The organism is Nitrospira sp. (genome assembly GCA_030653545.1).
Taxonomy (GTDB): Bacteria; Nitrospirota; Nitrospiria; order Nitrospirales; family Nitrospiraceae; genus Nitrospira_D.
Genome location: JAURZE010000022.1, coordinates 171115 through 187621 on the forward strand (window position 1 = coordinate 171115; position 16507 = coordinate 187621).

The 16507-nt window shown below is 59.0% G+C and carries 22 protein-coding genes; 18 read left to right on the top strand and 4 right to left on the bottom strand.

The annotated features are described in order from the left end of the window. The first annotated feature begins 20 nt into the window (after nt 1–20). From Q7U39_07585 to Q7U39_07670, 18 genes are all read left to right on the top strand, one after another. Entirely contained in the window at nt 21–2171 is a 2151-nt protein-coding gene (locus Q7U39_07585) for a chemotaxis protein CheA (protein ID MDO9117801.1), read from the top strand. 22 nt (nt 2172–2193) lie between these two features. Beyond that, nucleotides 2194–2724 (top strand): chemotaxis protein CheW, encoded by a 531-nt coding sequence (locus Q7U39_07590; GenBank protein ID MDO9117802.1) that lies wholly within the window; start codon nt 2194–2196, stop codon nt 2722–2724. A 47-nt stretch (nt 2725–2771) separates the two neighbouring features. Continuing rightward, on the top strand, nt 2772–4532 hold the full coding sequence (locus tag Q7U39_07595) for a methyl-accepting chemotaxis protein (protein ID MDO9117803.1): 1761 nt from the start codon (nt 2772–2774) through the stop codon (nt 4530–4532). 168 nt (nt 4533–4700) lie between these two features. Continuing rightward, nucleotides 4701–5162: a DUF420 domain-containing protein gene (locus Q7U39_07600; GenBank protein MDO9117804.1), complete on the top strand. Its 462-nt coding sequence runs from the start codon at nt 4701–4703 to the stop codon at nt 5160–5162. 4 nt (nt 5163–5166) lie between these two features. Further along, nucleotides 5167–5985, top strand: coding sequence for a protein-glutamate O-methyltransferase (locus Q7U39_07605; GenBank protein MDO9117805.1), 819 nt, complete (start codon nt 5167–5169; stop codon nt 5983–5985). 5 nt (nt 5986–5990) lie between these two features. Continuing rightward, the gene (locus tag Q7U39_07610) at nt 5991–6605 is read left to right on the top strand and encodes a hypothetical protein (GenBank protein MDO9117806.1); all 615 of its coding nucleotides are present in this window, start codon (nt 5991–5993) and stop codon (nt 6603–6605) included. 9 nt (nt 6606–6614) lie between these two features. Further along, complete coding sequence (locus tag Q7U39_07615; protein ID MDO9117807.1) at nt 6615–7670, top strand: chemotaxis response regulator protein-glutamate methylesterase; 1056 nt, start codon at nt 6615–6617, stop codon at nt 7668–7670. Between the two features lie 16 nt (nt 7671–7686). Continuing rightward, complete coding sequence (locus tag Q7U39_07620) at nt 7687–8019, top strand: STAS domain-containing protein (protein ID MDO9117808.1); 333 nt, start codon at nt 7687–7689, stop codon at nt 8017–8019. Nucleotides 8020–8069: 50 nt separating this feature from the next. Next, nucleotides 8070–8417, top strand: a complete 348-nt coding sequence (locus Q7U39_07625) for an STAS domain-containing protein (GenBank protein MDO9117809.1) — start codon at nt 8070–8072, stop codon at nt 8415–8417. A 13-nt stretch (nt 8418–8430) separates the two neighbouring features. Beyond that, the gene (locus Q7U39_07630) at nt 8431–9630 is read left to right on the top strand and encodes a SpoIIE family protein phosphatase (GenBank protein ID MDO9117810.1); all 1200 of its coding nucleotides are present in this window, start codon (nt 8431–8433) and stop codon (nt 9628–9630) included. Then, on the top strand, nt 9627–9986 hold the full coding sequence (locus tag Q7U39_07635) for an Hpt domain-containing protein (protein ID MDO9117811.1): 360 nt from the start codon (nt 9627–9629) through the stop codon (nt 9984–9986). The genes Q7U39_07630 and Q7U39_07635 overlap by 4 nt, the downstream gene beginning before the upstream one ends. Next, entirely contained in the window at nt 9983–10882 is a 900-nt protein-coding gene (locus Q7U39_07640; protein MDO9117812.1) for a response regulator, read from the top strand. Before Q7U39_07635 ends, Q7U39_07640 begins: the two co-directional genes overlap by 4 nt. Nucleotides 10883–11062: 180 nt before the next feature. Beyond that, nucleotides 11063–11299, top strand: coding sequence for a hypothetical protein (locus tag Q7U39_07645; protein MDO9117813.1), 237 nt, complete (start codon nt 11063–11065; stop codon nt 11297–11299). A gap of 202 nt (nt 11300–11501) precedes the next feature. Beyond that, nucleotides 11502–11729, top strand: coding sequence for a hypothetical protein (locus Q7U39_07650; protein MDO9117814.1), 228 nt, complete (start codon nt 11502–11504; stop codon nt 11727–11729). After that, entirely contained in the window at nt 11705–12088 is a 384-nt protein-coding gene (locus Q7U39_07655; protein MDO9117815.1) for a CBS domain-containing protein, read from the top strand. The genes Q7U39_07650 and Q7U39_07655 overlap by 25 nt, the downstream gene beginning before the upstream one ends. Nucleotides 12089–12122: 34 nt before the next feature. Next, a complete protein-coding gene (locus Q7U39_07660; protein ID MDO9117816.1) occupies nt 12123–12254 on the top strand; it encodes a hypothetical protein in 132 nt (43 codons plus the stop codon). Next, complete coding sequence (locus Q7U39_07665; GenBank protein MDO9117817.1) at nt 12251–12772, top strand: phosphate-starvation-inducible PsiE family protein; 522 nt, start codon at nt 12251–12253, stop codon at nt 12770–12772. The genes Q7U39_07660 and Q7U39_07665 overlap by 4 nt, the downstream gene beginning before the upstream one ends. A gap of 9 nt (nt 12773–12781) precedes the next feature. Next, nucleotides 12782–13030: a hypothetical protein gene (locus Q7U39_07670; protein MDO9117818.1), complete on the top strand. Its 249-nt coding sequence runs from the start codon at nt 12782–12784 to the stop codon at nt 13028–13030. 117 nt (nt 13031–13147) lie between these two features. Here the strand turns inward: Q7U39_07670 and phoU are convergent, their stop codons facing one another. The 4 genes from phoU to pstC are packed head-to-tail and all read right to left on the bottom strand — an operon-like array spanning nt 13148 to nt 16496. After that, nucleotides 13148–13825: a phosphate signaling complex protein PhoU gene (gene phoU, locus Q7U39_07675; GenBank protein ID MDO9117819.1), complete on the bottom strand. Its 678-nt coding sequence runs from the start codon at nt 13823–13825 to the stop codon at nt 13148–13150. 17 nt (nt 13826–13842) lie between these two features. Then, a complete protein-coding gene (pstB, locus tag Q7U39_07680) occupies nt 13843–14628 on the bottom strand; it encodes a phosphate ABC transporter ATP-binding protein PstB (protein MDO9117820.1) in 786 nt (261 codons plus the stop codon). A 4-nt stretch (nt 14629–14632) separates the two neighbouring features. After that, entirely contained in the window at nt 14633–15517 is an 885-nt protein-coding gene (pstA, locus tag Q7U39_07685) for a phosphate ABC transporter permease PstA (protein MDO9117821.1), read from the bottom strand. Between the two features lie 25 nt (nt 15518–15542). Continuing rightward, the gene (gene pstC / locus Q7U39_07690) at nt 15543–16496 is read right to left on the bottom strand and encodes a phosphate ABC transporter permease subunit PstC (protein ID MDO9117822.1); all 954 of its coding nucleotides are present in this window, start codon (nt 16494–16496) and stop codon (nt 15543–15545) included. Nucleotides 16497–16507 lie beyond the last annotated feature (11 nt).

Below are 16507 nucleotides of genomic sequence, written 5' to 3' on the forward strand. Positions count from 1 at the left end.
CTGAAGGCTGAAAGCCATTTATGACCACCGATCTCTCCCAATTTCAGGACGCCTTCTTTGAAGAGTCGTCGGAACACCTCACCACAATCGAGGACGGATTGCTGCAACTCGAACAGCGTCCGGACGATCTCGATCTCCTGAACAGGATCTTCCGGGCCGCCCATTCCATCAAAGGGAACAGCGGGATGTTCGGCTTCACCGCCGTGGGTCAGTTCACCCATAAGATGGAAACGCTCCTGGATCAACTGCGGAACGGCAAATTTTCCGTGACCCCCGAGATCACCGACATCCTCTTGCGGTCGACCGACCAGCTCAAGATTCTGATCGAAGCCGCCAGAGGCGGAGCGGCACCCGATACGGACCTCTTGCTGCAACTGGAACGGGAACTCGCCGCAGCGGCTGAAGGCGAAGAGACTCCTGGGAATACGTCCTCCGCACCCGCCTCTGCATCGTCCGCTACACCGGCCGCTGCATCCTCCACGCCTAACCTTCATCGTTTTCGCATCAGGTGGGCCGCGCCTGCCTGGTTGTTCCAACGAGGGCTCGATCCGGTTCGGATGATCGGCGAACTTGAAGACCTGGGCACAATCGTCTCGCGCCGGCTGGATACCAGCAGGTTTCCTGCAATCGATTCCCTGGACCCGGAGTGCTGCTATCTGAGCTGGACGCTGGAACTCGAGACAGCCAAAGAACAGGCAGTTGTCGAAGGGGTCTTTGACTTCGTTCGGGATGAAGGCGAATTGACCATTGAAGATTGTGCCCCCGCCATTCCACCCGTGGTCGCCTCCGATGACAGCGAACCTAAACCGTTGGGCGAGATCCTGATCGAAAGCGGTGTGGTCTCACGCGAAACACTGGACAAAGCGCTGTCTCAACAAAAGCGGCTCGGAGAGATTCTGGTCGAGCAACACGCGGCCACGCCCCAACAGATTTCCCAGGCTCTGCAGAAACAGGGCGATACCGCCACCCAGGCGAAGAAAGGCGGCGACGCCGCCTCGATTCGCGTGGATACCGGCAAGATCGACAAGCTGATCAATCTGGTCGGAGAACTGGTCATCACCCAATCAATGTTGAGCTCGCTGGGCACCCGCTTCGACATGAGCCAGCTGCCTGTCCTGGTCGAACGGGTCGCCCAGCTGGAACGCAATACCCGAGAAATCCAAGAGCGGGTCATGGGCATTCGCATGCTTCCCATCGGCAGTACCTTCAGCCGCTTCCCCCGACTGGTGCGCGATCTCTCCGGCAATGCCGGGAAGAAGATCCAGCTCCTCCTCTCGGGCGAAGAGACCGAACTCGATAAAACCGTCATCGAATCGATCGGCGATCCGCTCACGCACCTGGTCCGAAACTCCGCCGACCATGGGCTGGAGCCACCGGAAGAACGCCTCGCCGCCGGCAAGCCGGAACTGGGTACGATCCGCATGAACGCCTTTCATGAAGGGGGCAGCATCTGCATCACGGTCGAAGACGACGGGCGCGGGCTGAACCGGGACAAGATCCTGGCCAAGGCCATCAAGCAAGGCCTGATCGCAGACGGGGAGAAGCTCTCCGACGATCAGATCAACGGACTGATTTTCCGTCCGGGCTTTTCCACCGCCGACAAGATCACCGACGTCTCCGGACGCGGCGTCGGCATGGATGTCGTGAAAAAGAATATCGAAGCCCTCGGCGGAACCGTCAGCATCAAGACCGCGCTGGGCAAAGGCACGACGTTTACCCTCAAGCTCCCGCTGACCCTGGCTATCATCGAAGGGATGACCGTGCGGGTCGGACGGGAAAGTTACATTATCCCGCTGGTCTCGATCCTGGAATCGATTCAACCGACGGCGGCGTCCGTCAAGACTATTACCGGTAAGGGCGAAGTGGTGGAAGTGCGCGGCTCGTACCATCCGATTGTGCGCCTCTCCGAGGCCTTTTCCATCGACGCGGATTGCCAGGATCCGACCAAGGCGATCCTGGTCATGCTCGAAACCGAGCAGGAGCGCGTGGCGGTCATGGTGGATGAGCTGTTGGGACAACAGCAGGTGGTCATCAAGAGTCTTGAAAAGAACTTCAGAAAAGTCGAGGGCATCGCTGGCGCGACGATTCTCGGCGATGGAACGGTCAGCTTCATTCTCGATGTGCGGGGCTTAATCGAACTCAGCCGTCACGGGCTTTCCGTCGCGGCCTAACAGAGGTGTGAAGGAGGACAGTATGGCAGCAGGCACGACACAGGCATCCGACACCCTGAGCGCGGAAGCAACGGCCGGCCTCGGCCTCTCGACCGGCGGCAATCAGTTCCTGAGCTTCACGCTGGGTGAGGAACATTACGGCGTCGATATCCTGCGCGTCCAGGAGATCAAAGGCTACACCGCCGTCACCCGCATCCCCAACACGCCCGGCTTCATCAAGGGCGTGCTGAACCTGCGCGGGACTATCGTGCCCATCGTGAATCTCCGCACCAAGTTCGGGATGCCGGAAGTCGAGCCGACCATGTTCACCGTCATCGTCGTCGTCGTCGTGCGCGATCGCATCATGGGCGTGATCGTGGATGCCGTGTCGGACGTTCTGGATATCGCGGCCAAAGATATTCAGCCCCCTCCGCAGTTCGGGACCAACGTCGATGTCAGCTTTCTCAGCGGCATCGGTAAATGCGGGGACAAGCTGGTCTCCTTGCTCAATATCGACCAGGTACTCACCGCCGACGAGACAGAAGCCATGCACGCACTCGACAAGGCAGCCTAACGCATTCGCGCGACAGCGTTCGCAACCATCATCGAAAGGACGTCATCATGTTCAGTTGGTTCAACAATATGAAAGTGGGCAGTAAGTTAATGCTGGGCTTTGCCGCCATGGGAGCGATCATGGCCTTTGTCGGCTACATGGGCGTCACCAATATGGGGACGATCACCCAATCCACCGACAATATCTACACCGTGCAGCTCAAGCCCCTCATGACCCTCACCAAAGTGCGTGGCCTGGTGTACCAGATGCGCTCGCAAACGATCACGGCATTGCTGACCGCCAATGCCGCCGACCGCGAAGACTCGCTGGCCAAAGTGAAAGAGCTGAACAAGCTCGTCGACGAGAACCGGGAGAACTTTGCGAAATCCATCAAGGCCGAGCTCGTCCAAAAGGCTTACGACGATTTCGCCAAGGTCTATGACGATTATCGTGCCTATCGGGACAATACCGTGTTCCGTCTGTTGCTGGCCGGTGATCATGCTGGGGCACTCGCCGCCATGAAAGGCGACGGAGCCGTGAAATTCAAGGCCTCCATCGACGCGATCAACAATCTGGTGGACATCAAAGTCAAAATTGCCCAAGGCAAATACGATGAAGCCCAAGCGATCTATGCCAACTCGAAGATGCTGTTGACCGGCATCATCATCGGCGGCATCGGCCTCGGCATGTTCCTCGGATGGATCATTGCCCGCATGATCGCCAACCCGCTTCGGCAGGTCGGTGAAGTCGCCTTATCTGCCGCAGAGGGCAATCTGACCCGCCGTGTCGCTTGTGATACCAAAGACGAAATCGGCACCATGGCGCAAGCCTTCAATGACATGATGGAACGCTTGACCGCGGTCGTGACCACGGTCCGGCACGCGACCGACAGCGTGGGGGCGGCCTCGGAACAGATCACCAAGGGGAACGAAGATCTGGCGCAGCGCACCAGCGAGCAGGCCAGCGCACTGGAGGAAACCTCGGCTTCAATGGAAGAATTGACCTCGACGGTCAAGCAGAATGCCGACAACGCCAAGCAGGCCAACCAGCTGGCCATCGCCGCCCGTGATATTGCCGACAAAGGCGGGGCCATCACCACCCGCGCGGTTGACGCCATGGGCGAGATCAACAAGAGCAGCAAGAAGATCGCCGACATCATTACCGTGATCGACGAGATCGCCTTCCAGACGAACCTCCTGGCCTTGAATGCCGCCGTCGAAGCGGCCCGGGCCGGGGAGCATGGCCGCGGCTTCGCAGTGGTCGCAGCGGAAGTGCGGAATCTGGCCCAGCGGTCGGCCACGGCCGCCAAGGAGATCAAAGGATTGATCAATGAATCGATCCAGCGGGTCACCGATGGCAGCGAACTGGTCAATCAGTCCGGCAAGACGCTGGATGAGATCGTCAGTTCCGTAAAGCGGGTGACCGACATCATCGCCGAGATCACCGCAGCCTCGCAGGAACAGGCGAGCGGGATCGATCAGGTGAACAAGGCCATCATGCAGATGGACGAGACGACCCAGCAGAACGCCGCTCTCGTCGAAGAAACCACCTCCGCCAGCCAATCCATGAAGGAGCAGGCCAAAGACTTAACCAAAGAAATGGGCTTCTTCACCGTATCCGAGCATGGCGGCACGGCCGCGCCCCAACCGACCGTGCCCCGTCGGCCGGCCGCGCCGCCCAGCAGCGGTCTGTTGAAGCGACTCGCCAAGTCATCCAGCGCCAAACCGGCTGAGAAAGCGGAACACGCCTCAAGTCATGAACCGGTCGGCATCGCCAGCGGCAACGGCAAAGATCGCCGTCAGTCGCACGATGACTTCGAAGAGTTCTAGACGCGGATTCAGCGGGGTGGGCAATTTGTGCCTACCCCGCGCACGCCTCCTTCCGTTGACCCCGACTGAATTCCACCCGAATCCATCGACTCCTCAAGAATCACCACAAATCGGCCGATACACAGACGGGTGCGTGTGCGCTTGTTCACCCTGAACTGAGGGTATTGTATGGACCTCAAATCACTCCTTTGGTACGTCGTGCTGACCAGCATTACCGGCGCGTATTTTGTGGCGTTAGCCGGGGTGCGCTCCGCCAAAGTCCATGATGTTTCACATCACTCCCGACGGATGATCATTGCCTGCACCGTGGTCGGGATCTGGCTGATCGCCTATGTGCTCAAACAAACGCTGTTTGGGCGGGAGCAATTCGGGGGAACCACTCAACAGTACTGGACGATGTATCTCCCCATCTTTGCCACGCACATGCTGTTCGCCGTGACCACGATCGGACTGGGAAGCTACAACCTCTACATGGGCTTGCATCGTCTGCGCTATGGCAGTGTCGGCGCCATGGCGGCCGGAATGACCACGCATCGGAGACTCGGGCATCTCCTCATGTGGACCTTCTCCGGCACGATCGGGACCGCCTATCTGGTCTATATGATGATTTTCGTCTGGTACAAGGGATAACGGGATGGATTACCCGATCAGCAAACAGGAATACGACCGGATCCGCACGCTACTCTACGACGAAAGCGGGATCTCGCTCGGGGATAATAAGCAATCCCTCGTCGTCTCCCGCCTGTCCAAACGGCTGCGCGAGCTGGAGATCGACAGCTTCGCGGCCTACTACGACCAGGTGACGCAGGACGACAGCGGCGGCGAATTCACCCGGATGCTGGATCTGCTCTCAACCAACAAGACCGATTTCTTTCGCGAGCCCAAACACTTCGACTATCTCAGGGAGCAGATCCTGCCGACGCTGGAGCGAGAGAAACGGATTCGGATCTGGTCCTCGGCCTGTTCAACCGGAGAAGAACCCTACACCATTGCGATCACCCTCCACGAAGCCATCACATCGCCGGCTCAGTGGGATATGGGGATTCTGGCCTCCGACATCTCGACGCGAGTTCTGGCCCACGCCGCCGCAGGACTGTATGGCGAGGAGCGAATCACGACCGTCTCGCCGGACATCGCACGAAGGCACTTCTTGAAGGGCCGGGGCAAGAGCGCCGGCCTGGTCAAAGTGAAGCCGCACCTCTCCAAGCTCATCACCTTCCGCCGGCTCAATCTGATGAGCGACACGTTCCCTATTCGGTCACCGTTGGATCTAATATTTTGCCGCAATGTGATGATTTATTTCGACCGCCCGACGCAAGAGCGGCTCATTGCCAAGTTCCACCGCTACTTAAAGCCGGGCGGCCACCTGTTCATCGGACATTCTGAGAGCCTCCAGTGGATCAAGCATGACTTTTCGACCATCGCCCCCACGATTTATCGGAAGGGGACCTAGCCGGAATGCCTACCCTGGACACTGAGCATTTTAGTCATATCCGGCGCATGACGGATCGGCGCTTTCCTCATGAAATCGCCTCGATCCTGCCCGGAGAATTCTTTGTCAGCTGCGAACCGATGGTGGTCTATACCGTGCTCGGCTCCTGCATCTCGGCCTGCATTCGCGATCCCATCTCCGGAGTAGGAGGCATGAATCACTTCATGCTGCCCAAACCCAACGAGCATCAGTCCAGTGATGCCTGGGGCGGGGAGTCCACCCGGTATGGCTCGTTTGCGATGGAGCAATTGATCAACGGCATTCTCAAGCGCGGCGGCATGAAGCACCGCCTCGAGGTGAAGCTGTTCGGAGCGGGACGGATTTACGAAGGGAACATCGACGTCGGTGCGCGGAACATCGAATGGGTTCTGCACTACCTGAAGAATGAAGGGTTTGGGATCGCCAAGAGCGATCTGGGCGATGTGTTTCCAAGAAAGGTCTACTACTTCACGGAGTCCGGCCGTGTATTGATGAAGAAGATTGAACGGATCAAAAACACGACCATCATCGACCGCGAGGCGGAATACTCCCGCCATCTCAAGCTAGAGGAACAAGTGCAGAGCGATATCACATTGTTCTGAGAGGTACTCATGGCCAAGATACGCGTCCTGAATGTCGATGATTCCGCGCTGATGCGCCAGGTCCTCGCCCAGCTGTTGTCCAAAGATCCCGGGATTGAGGTGATCGGTTCAGCCCCGGATCCTTACATCGCGCGCGAAAAGATCAAGGCGCTGAATCCCGATGTCATCACCTTAGACGTCGAAATGCCCAAGATGGACGGGCTCACCTTCTTGGAGAAATTGATGCGGGGCCGGCCCATGCCGGTGGTGATGGTGAGCTCGCTGACAGAAGCCGGATGCCAGACAACCCTGCGGGCTCTGGAGCTCGGCGCAGTCGACTATATCACCAAACCTAAGATCGATCTTCGCAACGGCATGGAAGGGATTGCCGACGATTTGATCGAGAAGGTAAAAGCCGCCGCTATCGCCAAGATACGCGGAGTCGCGAACGGGTCCGGTCACGGGCAGCCGCGGCAGGCAACGCCGCTCTCCTCGGCGATGATCAAAACGACCGATACCATTATTGCGATCGGCTCCTCAACCGGCGGAACGGAAGCGGTCAAAGAGGTCCTGGAAGTGCTTCCCCCCAATACGCCTCCCATTCTGATCACCCAGCACATGCCTGAACACTTCACGAAGACCTGGGCCGACCGGATGAACCAGATTTGCCGGATCTCGGTCAAAGAAGCGCAGGATGGGGATAGCGTACTCCCGGGCCATGCCCTGATCGCCCCGGGCAGTTATCACATGACGCTGGTGCGCAACGGCGCCCGCTATTCCGTGCGCATCAATCAAGACCCGCCGGTCAATCGGCACCGGCCTTCCGTGGATGTGATGTTCGACTCTGTCGCGCGGTATGCCGGCGGCAACGCCGTCGGGGTCATCCTGACCGGGATGGGCGGAGACGGCGCCAAAGGCATGCTCACGATGAAAGAGGCCGGCGCCTATACCATCGCGCAGGATGAAGCGAGTTGTGTGGTCTTTGGAATGCCCAAGGAAGCCATCAAGTTAGGCGGTGTCGACAAGATCCTCCCCCTGGGAGACATCGCCAGTGCCGTGCTGACTCATGTATCTCACCATTCTTAAACTCTGGAGGTTTGTCATGCAGATCACGCATCGTTCCTATCGCAATGCCGATGTCCTCGACATCACCGGGCAGTTCAATTTCGGAACCCGGAAGGATTTCTCTGCCGCAATCGAAAAGGTGAAAACGTGCGCGCATGTCATTCTGAATTTCAAAAGCGTTACTTTTGTCGACAGTGCCGCGATCGGACTGCTCGCGCTGGCTGCACAGCAATTCAAAAGCTCTAACCGGAGCTTGTCCTTGGTCGGCGCTCAAGGAACAGTGAAACAAGTGTTGAACCTGGCTCATATCGAGCAAATGATTCCAACCTTTGCGAGTGAAGACGCCGCGCTGAGCAAAAAAGCCGCCTAAGCGCAAAGGCCGATTGTTGCGACCCGACCAATCAGATTGAAAGGATAACCATGATGCAGATTAAAGAACGACCGATTCCCAACGCCGTGATCCTCGACCTGAACGGAGATCTGACCTACGCCCATCGTGACGTGTTCAAAGCTGCCGTTGAAACATTGCGCCAAAAAGGCTGCCGCCATGTCATTCTGAATATGGCCGACGTGCGGTTCGTCGACAGCTCGGGCCTGGGCCTGCTGGCGCTGGTCTCTCAGAATTTCAAGCTGAATCAGGGCAAGGTCAGCATGCTCAGACCCCAGAGCTATGTGCGGGAAATTCTGGGACTGGCCAATATCCCGAAGCTGATTCCGGTGTTTGATAACGAACAGGATGCGGTGAACGGGAAAGCCCAAGCCGCATAGCGATAGGGACATTATGAGTGTTGACACCCTTTCGAAAGCGGCTGTCCCCCCCGCTACCGCCACGGTGCTCCTGGTGGATGACGAGCCAGTGAGCCGTTTGAGTATGGCCGCGCGGCTGAAGCGGATGGGACTTCGTGTCCTCGAAGCCGGCAATGGCAAGGAGGGACTCGCCATTCTGCGGCGCGAACGTCCCGATCTGACGATCCTGGACTGGATCATGCCGGAAATGGACGGCCCCACGGTTTGCGAGCAGGTTCGGCAAGACCCGGACATCCTGTCCAGTCAGCTCATTCTGATGACCTCCCACGACCAACCGGAACAAATCGCCGAGGGTTTGGCGCGGGGGGCCGACGATTTTCTGAGCAAAGCTGCCAGCAAGCAGGAAGTGCTCGCCCGTGTGCAATCCGGCCTGCGTGCGGCCTCGCTGGTCCGGAGCATCGAAAGCACGCGAGATGAACTCCGCGCCAAGCAAGGGGAGTTGGAAGCCGAACTCAAGTCGGCTGCCGGCTACATCCAATCCTTGCTTCCCGTCGCCGGAGAGCTCACCAGGGACATCCGCATGTCCTGGAGCTATCGCCCGTCGCAGGCGCTCGGCGGCGATCTGTTCAATGTGTCGCACTGGGATGACCAGTCGGTCTACTTCTATATCCTGGATGCCTCCGGGCATGGCGTGGCGCCCGCGTTGCGCGCGGCATCGCTCTCGACGTTTCTCCGTGCCGACAATCTTCGGCACTATATGAGTTCCAGTGATCCGGCTCGCATGATGACGGAAGCCAATCGGCAATACCCGCTGACTGAAGACGGCAACTACTTCACCCTCTGGCTCGGATCCTTTGATCGGCGCACCAGCCAGCTGCGCTATACCACAGCCGGTCACGGGGGGGCGCTTCTTCAACGGCGGAGCGGGACGGTGGAATGGCTGACGCATACTCAGCTTCCGCTAGGTTTTGAATCGGACACCACCTACGAGCTCACGACCGTCCAGATTGCCGACGGGGATCGCCTCCTGCTCATGAGCGACGGGATCTACGAAGCCCCTGCGCCTACGGGAGAACTCTGGGGGACCACCCGCTTGGAGACCACCCTCATGGCACATCGAACCGCACCACTCGGAGCGGCGCTTCAGGCGCTCATGGCCGAAGCCGAACGCTGGCATGGCTCTCCGGTCTTTCCCGACGACGCGGCCTTACTCGGATTGGAGTTCAGACTATGAGCACCGACGTTGTGTTTAATCTTGCCGAAGCGCTCACGCGGGTCGATGAGGACGAAGAGCTCTTTCTCACGCTGGCTGAACTGTTCGTCGAACAGGCCCCCTTGGACATGGCCGCCGCCCAGGCCGCGCTCGATGCCGGCGATGCCGAGGCCCTGGCCCGCGCCGCGCACCGGATGAAAGGCGCCATTTTGCAATTCTCCGCTCCCCGTGTGTTCGAGGCGACCAAAGAGCTGGAAGCCCTCGGGAAAGCCGGCACCTTGGACCGCGCCGCGACGGTGTGCGCCCACGTCGATCGGGAACTCCAACAACTCATTGCGGCGCTGCGCGCATACGTCGCAAACGGATCTGCATCATGACGACTCCCGTCCCGTCCTGCACGGTCCTGGTGGTCGATCCCTGCCGGGAGACGCAAGCGCAGATCCTGGGCCATATGCAAGATCGGGGGTTTTCCGTGATCACGGCGTCCGACCCGAGCACGGCGCTCGCGACCATCGAGCTCACGGCCCCGGATATCGTGTTGACCGATTCGTTCCTCCCGGAAGGCGCCGGCCTGACCCTGACCAAAACGCTTCGAGCGCGACAGGTCCCGTGCCCGGTCATCGTGATGGCCGAGCATCAATCCGAGCAGGCGGTCATCCATGCGCTGCGCGCCGGAGCCGTGGATTTTCTGCAGAAGCCGATCGGCGTGGAAGAGCTGGCGCATGCGTTGCAACGCGCGCGCTATCTGCTTCCGGCCGATATGGCGGATACACCAGGCCTGGTGCGCTCCGACTACGCCCTGACCGTCGATTCAGACCCGCGGCATATCCCCGGGATTGTGTCCTGGCTGATCAGAGCCACGGCCGGGGCCTTGTCCGATACCACACAGCTCCATCTCCGAGGCACGCTGCAAGAGTTGCTGCTCAACGCCGTCGAGCACGGCAATCTGGAGATTTCCTACCAGGTCAAGCAACAGGCCATCGATCAGAATCGGCTGAGCCAACTCGTGCAGGAACGTCTGGCTCAACCGCGCCTGGCCCAACGCACCGTCACGATCCATGTGCATTGCGACCGTCAGGCCGGACAGCTGGAATATCGGATTGCCGATCAGGGGAAAGGGTTTCAATGGAAAACCTTGCTGCATCGGGCCACGACACCCTGCAACGCCGAAGATGCCAGCGGACGGGGGATCTTCCTGGCTCGTTCGTTCTTTCCCAATCTCCGTTACAACGATCGCGGAAATGAAGTGACGGTGCAGATCCCTATCGACTGACGTTTTCCAACAGTGTCTATCTCGTCCGCCCGGCGAGACCGGTGGGCGACGCGCGAGGCGCGCGACTAGTCGGTCAGTCTTATCGCGCCTGTCCCGCTCGTCCCGCGGGTTATCTCTTGACGCCACCCCCTCGGAGGCTCTATCTTCCGGCATCATCCGTCTGCCACCGGGAGGTTTTACATGACCAATCGCCTCATCCTCGCATCGCTCCTCCTCTCAGGACTCCTCGCCGGTTGCGGAGGTAGCAATTGGGTCCACCCCAATAAACCGTCCTCGGAATTTACGAACGAATATAACCGCTGCCAGAATCTCGTTATGCGGGATCCCAAACTTCAGCAGGGGAGCCAGTTGCTGATCCTCAACGCCACCGAGCGCTGCCTGCAGCGGGAGGGCTGGCGCATCGTGGAAAGCGAATAGCCCCTCGTTTCACGCGTGCTCGTACGTTCGACCGGCCCCCTTCCGCGGAGAGTGCTGTCTACAGTGCCACGATTCCTGCAAAACGCCTCTCATCCTGCGAGTTAACCAAGAGTTAACCCATCGGTGATCCCCCTGGAATAACCGGGCGGTACAGTTTGCCCATACAAGGAGCCGGTCTCAGAGGCTCCAGGAAAGGCGAACCATGACGCAGGAAATCGGGCTCTTCATCGGATTACTCTCCCTCAGCCTCGCGGTGCCTCTCGCCTATGCCGGCCATACCCTGCTCGGGCTCCGGGGAAAGACCTGTGTCCCGTTGCTTCGCACACGCGATGCAGCCGGCGTCTCCCATCTCATCAACCGGACGATTCCATCGCTCTCGCAACCATCCGTTCAAAGGAGGTTTCTATGGTCACAGTCAGTCACATTATGACCCCTCGTGTCGTCCACATCGAAGCAGGCACCTCGGCGATCGATGCCGCCAAATTGATGACGCGGCACAAGATCGGCAGCGTCTTCGTCAAGAAGAACAACCAGTTCATCGGCATCGTCACGGAGCCGGACATCGTCCGGAAGGTGGTCGGAGCAGACCGCGTGCCCTACTACATTCCGGTCGAAGAGATCATGAGCAGCCCCATCCTCGGGATCGATGAAGAGCGGCCCATTACGGAAGCCGCCGACCTCATGGAACTCCATGGCACGCGCCATCTGGCGGTATTCAAGAGCGGCGCCATCGTCGGCACGCTCTCCGTCCGGGATCTCCTTCACCCGGTCTCCATCGACGAATTTTAGAGAAGACAGACACTATGAACCGGAGAACACATTGATGTTATCGCAAGTCATCGGTGAGGCCTTGCTCGTCGGCTTCCAGGGCCTGGTGGTCCTGGGGCTGCTCCTGTTTCTGCAATCGCTCTGGCGCGATCTGACAGTCCTCGTTTCAGGAAAGGAGAGTCTATGATCGGCAGCCTGGCATCGGCTGAAACCCGTCTGCGTCTGCCCCGGATCTGGCAGCTCTTCGCGTCGCCGGATCTGACCCTGCTCTGGGAAAAAGGCACGCAGGCAGTCCTGAGCCTGCTCATCGTCACGATCCTGGTCGGACTGGCGGGAGGGGTCATCAAGACCTTTATCGGGCTGCGGATTCTCTTGACCGCCGACATCGATCTCGGCCTGCGTCATCTCATCGTCAACACGCTCATGTTGCTCGCTGTGGTGGAAGTGCTGAAAACGACGCTGGCGTATTTTTCAGAAGGCCGCGTGCGCGTCACCTTTATCGTCGACACCGTGCTGGTCGTCATGTTGACGGAAGTCATTTCCCAGTGGTTCACCGGCGGGGACTGGCAGAAGCTGGCCATCCTGGCGGTGATCCTCCTCACGCTCGGACTCATCCGGGTGATGGCCGTCCGGTTCAGCCCGGCGCAACCGGCTCATTCCACACCATCGCCAACCATAGGCCCGATCTTCTCATCCACACTCTAGGAGGATTATATGTCTGTTCAGGCACTTCTCGACACACCAACTCCCGGCCGGATAGGGACCGAGTCACTCGAATCCGCCATTCTCGGCCACCTCGAAGAACAGGCCGTGATCGGGCTGGATGCGCTCGTCATTCTTCTGCCCGAGTATAGCTGGAGCCAGATCTTCCACGTCGTCGACCGCTTGGCCCGCAGTGGGGGCATCACGTTGCGCCGGCACCGCTCCGAGTACACGCTCTTCTCCGCGCTCTACGCCGCTTAACGGCCCGTTCATCGACCGACTTCCTTTTCCCTCTGATCACAATCAGCGCCGGCAAGAAACGGGAGGGGGGGCACTTCCCCCTTGTGCCTCTGCGTCCTGCGGCGGTGTGTCTGGATGCTAGACGGTGGGGGAGGCGGCTGGAGGGGTCATGTGTCGCACGATCTTGCCTTCCACCATATAGATGACCAACTCACTGACATTGGTGGCGTGATCCGCGATCCGCTCGATGTATTTCCCGATAAACGTGAGACGAATCGCCCGGGTAATGGTGGAAGGGTTTTCGATCATGAACGAAACGAGTTCACGAAAGAGTTGATGCGTCAGATTATCGACAAAGTCATCGTCGGCACAGACTTTTCGAGCCAGGGCCGCATCCTGCCGGACAAAGGCATCCAGCGCTTCACGCACCATCTTCATCGTCCAGGCGGCCATGCGCGGAAGATCGATGTAGGGTTTCAGCTGGGGCTCTTCATTCAACTCGATGACCCGCTCGCAGATATTCTCGGCAAGATCGCTCATGCGTTCGAGTTCTGTGGAAATCTTCATCGCCGTCGTGACAAACCGCAGGTCTTTTGCTGTCGGCGCCTGCAAGGCCAACAGGCGGATGCAGGTTTCGTCGATCTCCACATCGTAGCGATTCACCAGGGTATCCCGCTCGATGACTTGCCCCGCCAGCACGGCATCGCGTTCAATCATGGCCGTAATCGCGCGCTCGATCTGCTCTTCGACCAGCGCCCCCATCTGGAGCAAGCGGTCTTTCAAGTCACCAAGCTCTTGATCGATATGTCGCTGCATGCTGTGAACTCCGATTCTTACCCGAAACGACCGGTGACATAGTCTTCCGTCAGTTTGACCGACGGGTTGGTAAACATCTTCTCCGTACGATCAAACTCGACCAACCGCCCCTCGTACATGAAGGCCGTGTGGTCCGAAACTCGCGCCGCCTGCTGCATATTGTGCGTCACGATGACGATCGCCACTTTCTGCTTCAGCTCCGTGACCAGCTCTTCGATGCGCGAGGTGGCCGTCGGATCGAGAGCCGAGGTCGGCTCATCGAATAAGAGAAGTTCCGGACTGGTCGCCAGAGCCCGGGCAATACACAGGCGTTGCTGTTGCCCGCCCGAAAGATTCATCGCGGATGCCTGGAGCCGGTCTTTGACTTCTCCCCATAAGGCCGCTTCTTGCAGCGCCCGCTCGACAACCATATCCAGATCGGCTTTCGATGATACTCCTCTGATCCGCATCCCATACGCCACATTTTCATAGATGGACTTGGGGAACGGGTTGGGCTTTTGAAACACCATCCCGATGCGCATCCGCACCTCGATCGGATCGACCTCAGGCCCCACGATATTCACCCGATCCGGATACAGAATGACAGCCCCTTCGTAGCGATTTCCGGGATACAAGTCATGCATGCGATTGAAGCAGCGCAAATAGGTGGTTTTCCCACAGCCGGAGGGACCGATCAGCGCCGTCACACAGCGGTCATAAACCGGGAGGGTCAGGCCATGGAGCGCCTGCGCCTGGCCATAGAAGAAGTTGAGTCCCTGCGACTCCGCTTTTAATACCGTTTGCGATACATCCAAGGCTTTCATGGCATCACCAGTGGATCCGTTTTCTGAACCGCGCCCGAATGACGATCGCCACCGCATTCATCGCCAGACTCATTGCTAATAAGATTAGACCGGCGGCCGCCGCATTGACGTGAAACTCCTCTTGCGGTCGGGATACCCAATTGAACATTTGAATCGGCATGACGGTAAAGGGATCGAACAGCCATTCGAACGACACAAAGGGGAACGTTTCCTGCCAGGGCGGGTGGGGGAGAAAGGCGATGAATGAGAGGGCACCGACAGTGATCAGGGGGGCTGTCTCGCCGACGGCGCGCGAGAGCGCCAGGATTATCCCGGTCAGAATGCCGCCCATCGAATAGGGCAGAACATGATCCCGAACGGTCTGCCACTTAGTGGCACCGAGCGCATAGGCCGCTTCGCGCACGGCAGGGGGCACCGAACGAATCGCCTCGCGCGTCGCAATGATGACCATCGGAAGAATCAACATACCCAGTGTTAGCCCGGCCGTCAGAAAGCTTTGCCCCAGATGCAGTTCGTAGACCAGCAGCCCGAGAGCCATAAGCCCGTAAACGATCGACGGCACGCCGGCGAGATTGGCGATGTTGATTTCGATCACCTCGGTCAACCAGCTTTTCGCGGCATACTCTTCCAGATAAATGGCAGCTCCGATGCCCAATGGAATGGCCGTCAGCGCCGTCAGCAGCATGACGAGGAGAGTGCCGATCCAGGCGGTCAGAATGCCGGCTTGCGCCGGAAATCGCGACGGGAAAGAGGTGAGGAATTGCCAGGACAAGCGGCCCGCTCCATCAGCCGCGAGTTGTCCCACCAGGGCGAACAGGACGAGCAGGGCGACGCCCATCACAAACAGTCCTTCGAAGGCAAAGAAGCGATCGAGGCCCTTGCGCCGCATGATGCGCCGTTGCAAGGCGGTGGACCTAATATACTTGGCGATACCGTTTTTTAAGCGCATGGCCTGCAATGTTAAACAAAAGGGTGATCAATAAGAGCATGAGCCCCGTCGCAAAGATCGTCTGATAGCCCACGCTCCCGTGCGGCAGGTCGCCCAAGCTGACCTGCACAATATACGCGGTCATCGTCGCCGCCGGTTCCAGCGGATTCAGGGTCAGTGTCGGTTGCATCCCCGCGGCAATCGCCACGACCATCGTTTCGCCGATCGCCCGGGAGACACCGAGGACATAGGCAGCCGTGATGCCGGACAGGGCGGAGGGGAAGACGACGCGCAGCGCCGTTTGCATGCGGGTGGCGCCCAAGGCAAAGGCGCCTTCGCGCAAATAGACCGGAACCGCGCGCATGGCATCCTCGCTCACGGAGCTGACATAGGGAACAATCATGAAGCCGATGACGAGCCCCGCGCTCAGCATGTTGAAGCCGGGAAGGTCGGGCCAGATCTTTTGCAAGGCGGGCGTCACGAACAACAGCGCAAAGTATCCATACACAACGGTCGGCACGGCGCTGAGCAGCTCCAGCACCGGCTTCACGAATTCGCGCACCGGACGCGAGGCATACTCGCTCAAATAGATGGCGATCAGGCTGCCCATCGGGATCGCCACGAGCAAGGCCACGGTCGTCGTGACAAGCGTTCCCGATACGAGGGGAAGAATCCCGTAGTGCGCGTCGGCGAACAATGGGGTCCATTGGCGGTCTGTCAGAAAATCCACCACGGAGACCTGTTGAAAGAAGTGGAACGACTCGTAGGCGAGGACACCGACAATCCCGAGCGTAATCGCCACGGAGGTGAAGGCAGCCAACTGCAAGAGCAGCTCGATCGCTTTCTCCTTGAAACGGGGGACAAGTCGAGGGGACAGACTCCCGACGACGGTCTTCTTCTCGACTGGGATATCGGTGATGTGAGCCTCCATCGTGTCCATCCCCTTGCTCC

Coding starts and splice junctions, on each gene's coding strand:
- Q7U39_07655 (MDO9117815.1), top strand. CDS start 11,705: ATGGTCACAGTCAGTCACATTATGACCCCTCGTGTCGTCCACATCGAA.
- phoU (MDO9117819.1), bottom strand. CDS start 13,825: ATGCAGCGACATATCGATCAAGAGCTTGGTGACTTGAAAGACCGCTTG.
- Q7U39_07640 (MDO9117812.1), top strand. CDS start 9,983: ATGACGACTCCCGTCCCGTCCTGCACGGTCCTGGTGGTCGATCCCTGC.
- Q7U39_07610 (MDO9117806.1), top strand. CDS start 5,991: ATGCCTACCCTGGACACTGAGCATTTTAGTCATATCCGGCGCATGACG.
- Q7U39_07630 (MDO9117810.1), top strand. CDS start 8,431: ATGAGTGTTGACACCCTTTCGAAAGCGGCTGTCCCCCCCGCTACCGCC.
- Q7U39_07665 (MDO9117817.1), top strand. CDS start 12,251: ATGATCGGCAGCCTGGCATCGGCTGAAACCCGTCTGCGTCTGCCCCGG.
- Q7U39_07605 (MDO9117805.1), top strand. CDS start 5,167: ATGGATTACCCGATCAGCAAACAGGAATACGACCGGATCCGCACGCTA.
- Q7U39_07650 (MDO9117814.1), top strand. CDS start 11,502: ATGACGCAGGAAATCGGGCTCTTCATCGGATTACTCTCCCTCAGCCTC.
- pstC (MDO9117822.1), bottom strand. CDS start 16,496: ATGGACACGATGGAGGCTCACATCACCGATATCCCAGTCGAGAAGAAG.
- Q7U39_07595 (MDO9117803.1), top strand. CDS start 2,772: ATGTTCAGTTGGTTCAACAATATGAAAGTGGGCAGTAAGTTAATGCTG.
- Q7U39_07660 (MDO9117816.1), top strand. CDS start 12,123: ATGTTATCGCAAGTCATCGGTGAGGCCTTGCTCGTCGGCTTCCAGGGC.
- Q7U39_07635 (MDO9117811.1), top strand. CDS start 9,627: ATGAGCACCGACGTTGTGTTTAATCTTGCCGAAGCGCTCACGCGGGTC.
- Q7U39_07670 (MDO9117818.1), top strand. CDS start 12,782: ATGTCTGTTCAGGCACTTCTCGACACACCAACTCCCGGCCGGATAGGG.
- Q7U39_07620 (MDO9117808.1), top strand. CDS start 7,687: ATGCAGATCACGCATCGTTCCTATCGCAATGCCGATGTCCTCGACATC.
- Q7U39_07585 (MDO9117801.1), top strand. CDS start 21: ATGACCACCGATCTCTCCCAATTTCAGGACGCCTTCTTTGAAGAGTCG.
- Q7U39_07590 (MDO9117802.1), top strand. CDS start 2,194: ATGGCAGCAGGCACGACACAGGCATCCGACACCCTGAGCGCGGAAGCA.
- Q7U39_07625 (MDO9117809.1), top strand. CDS start 8,070: ATGATGCAGATTAAAGAACGACCGATTCCCAACGCCGTGATCCTCGAC.
- Q7U39_07645 (MDO9117813.1), top strand. CDS start 11,063: ATGACCAATCGCCTCATCCTCGCATCGCTCCTCCTCTCAGGACTCCTC.
- Q7U39_07615 (MDO9117807.1), top strand. CDS start 6,615: ATGGCCAAGATACGCGTCCTGAATGTCGATGATTCCGCGCTGATGCGC.
- Q7U39_07600 (MDO9117804.1), top strand. CDS start 4,701: ATGGACCTCAAATCACTCCTTTGGTACGTCGTGCTGACCAGCATTACC.
- pstB (MDO9117820.1), bottom strand. CDS start 14,628: ATGAAAGCCTTGGATGTATCGCAAACGGTATTAAAAGCGGAGTCGCAG.
- pstA (MDO9117821.1), bottom strand. CDS start 15,517: ATGCGGCGCAAGGGCCTCGATCGCTTCTTTGCCTTCGAAGGACTGTTT.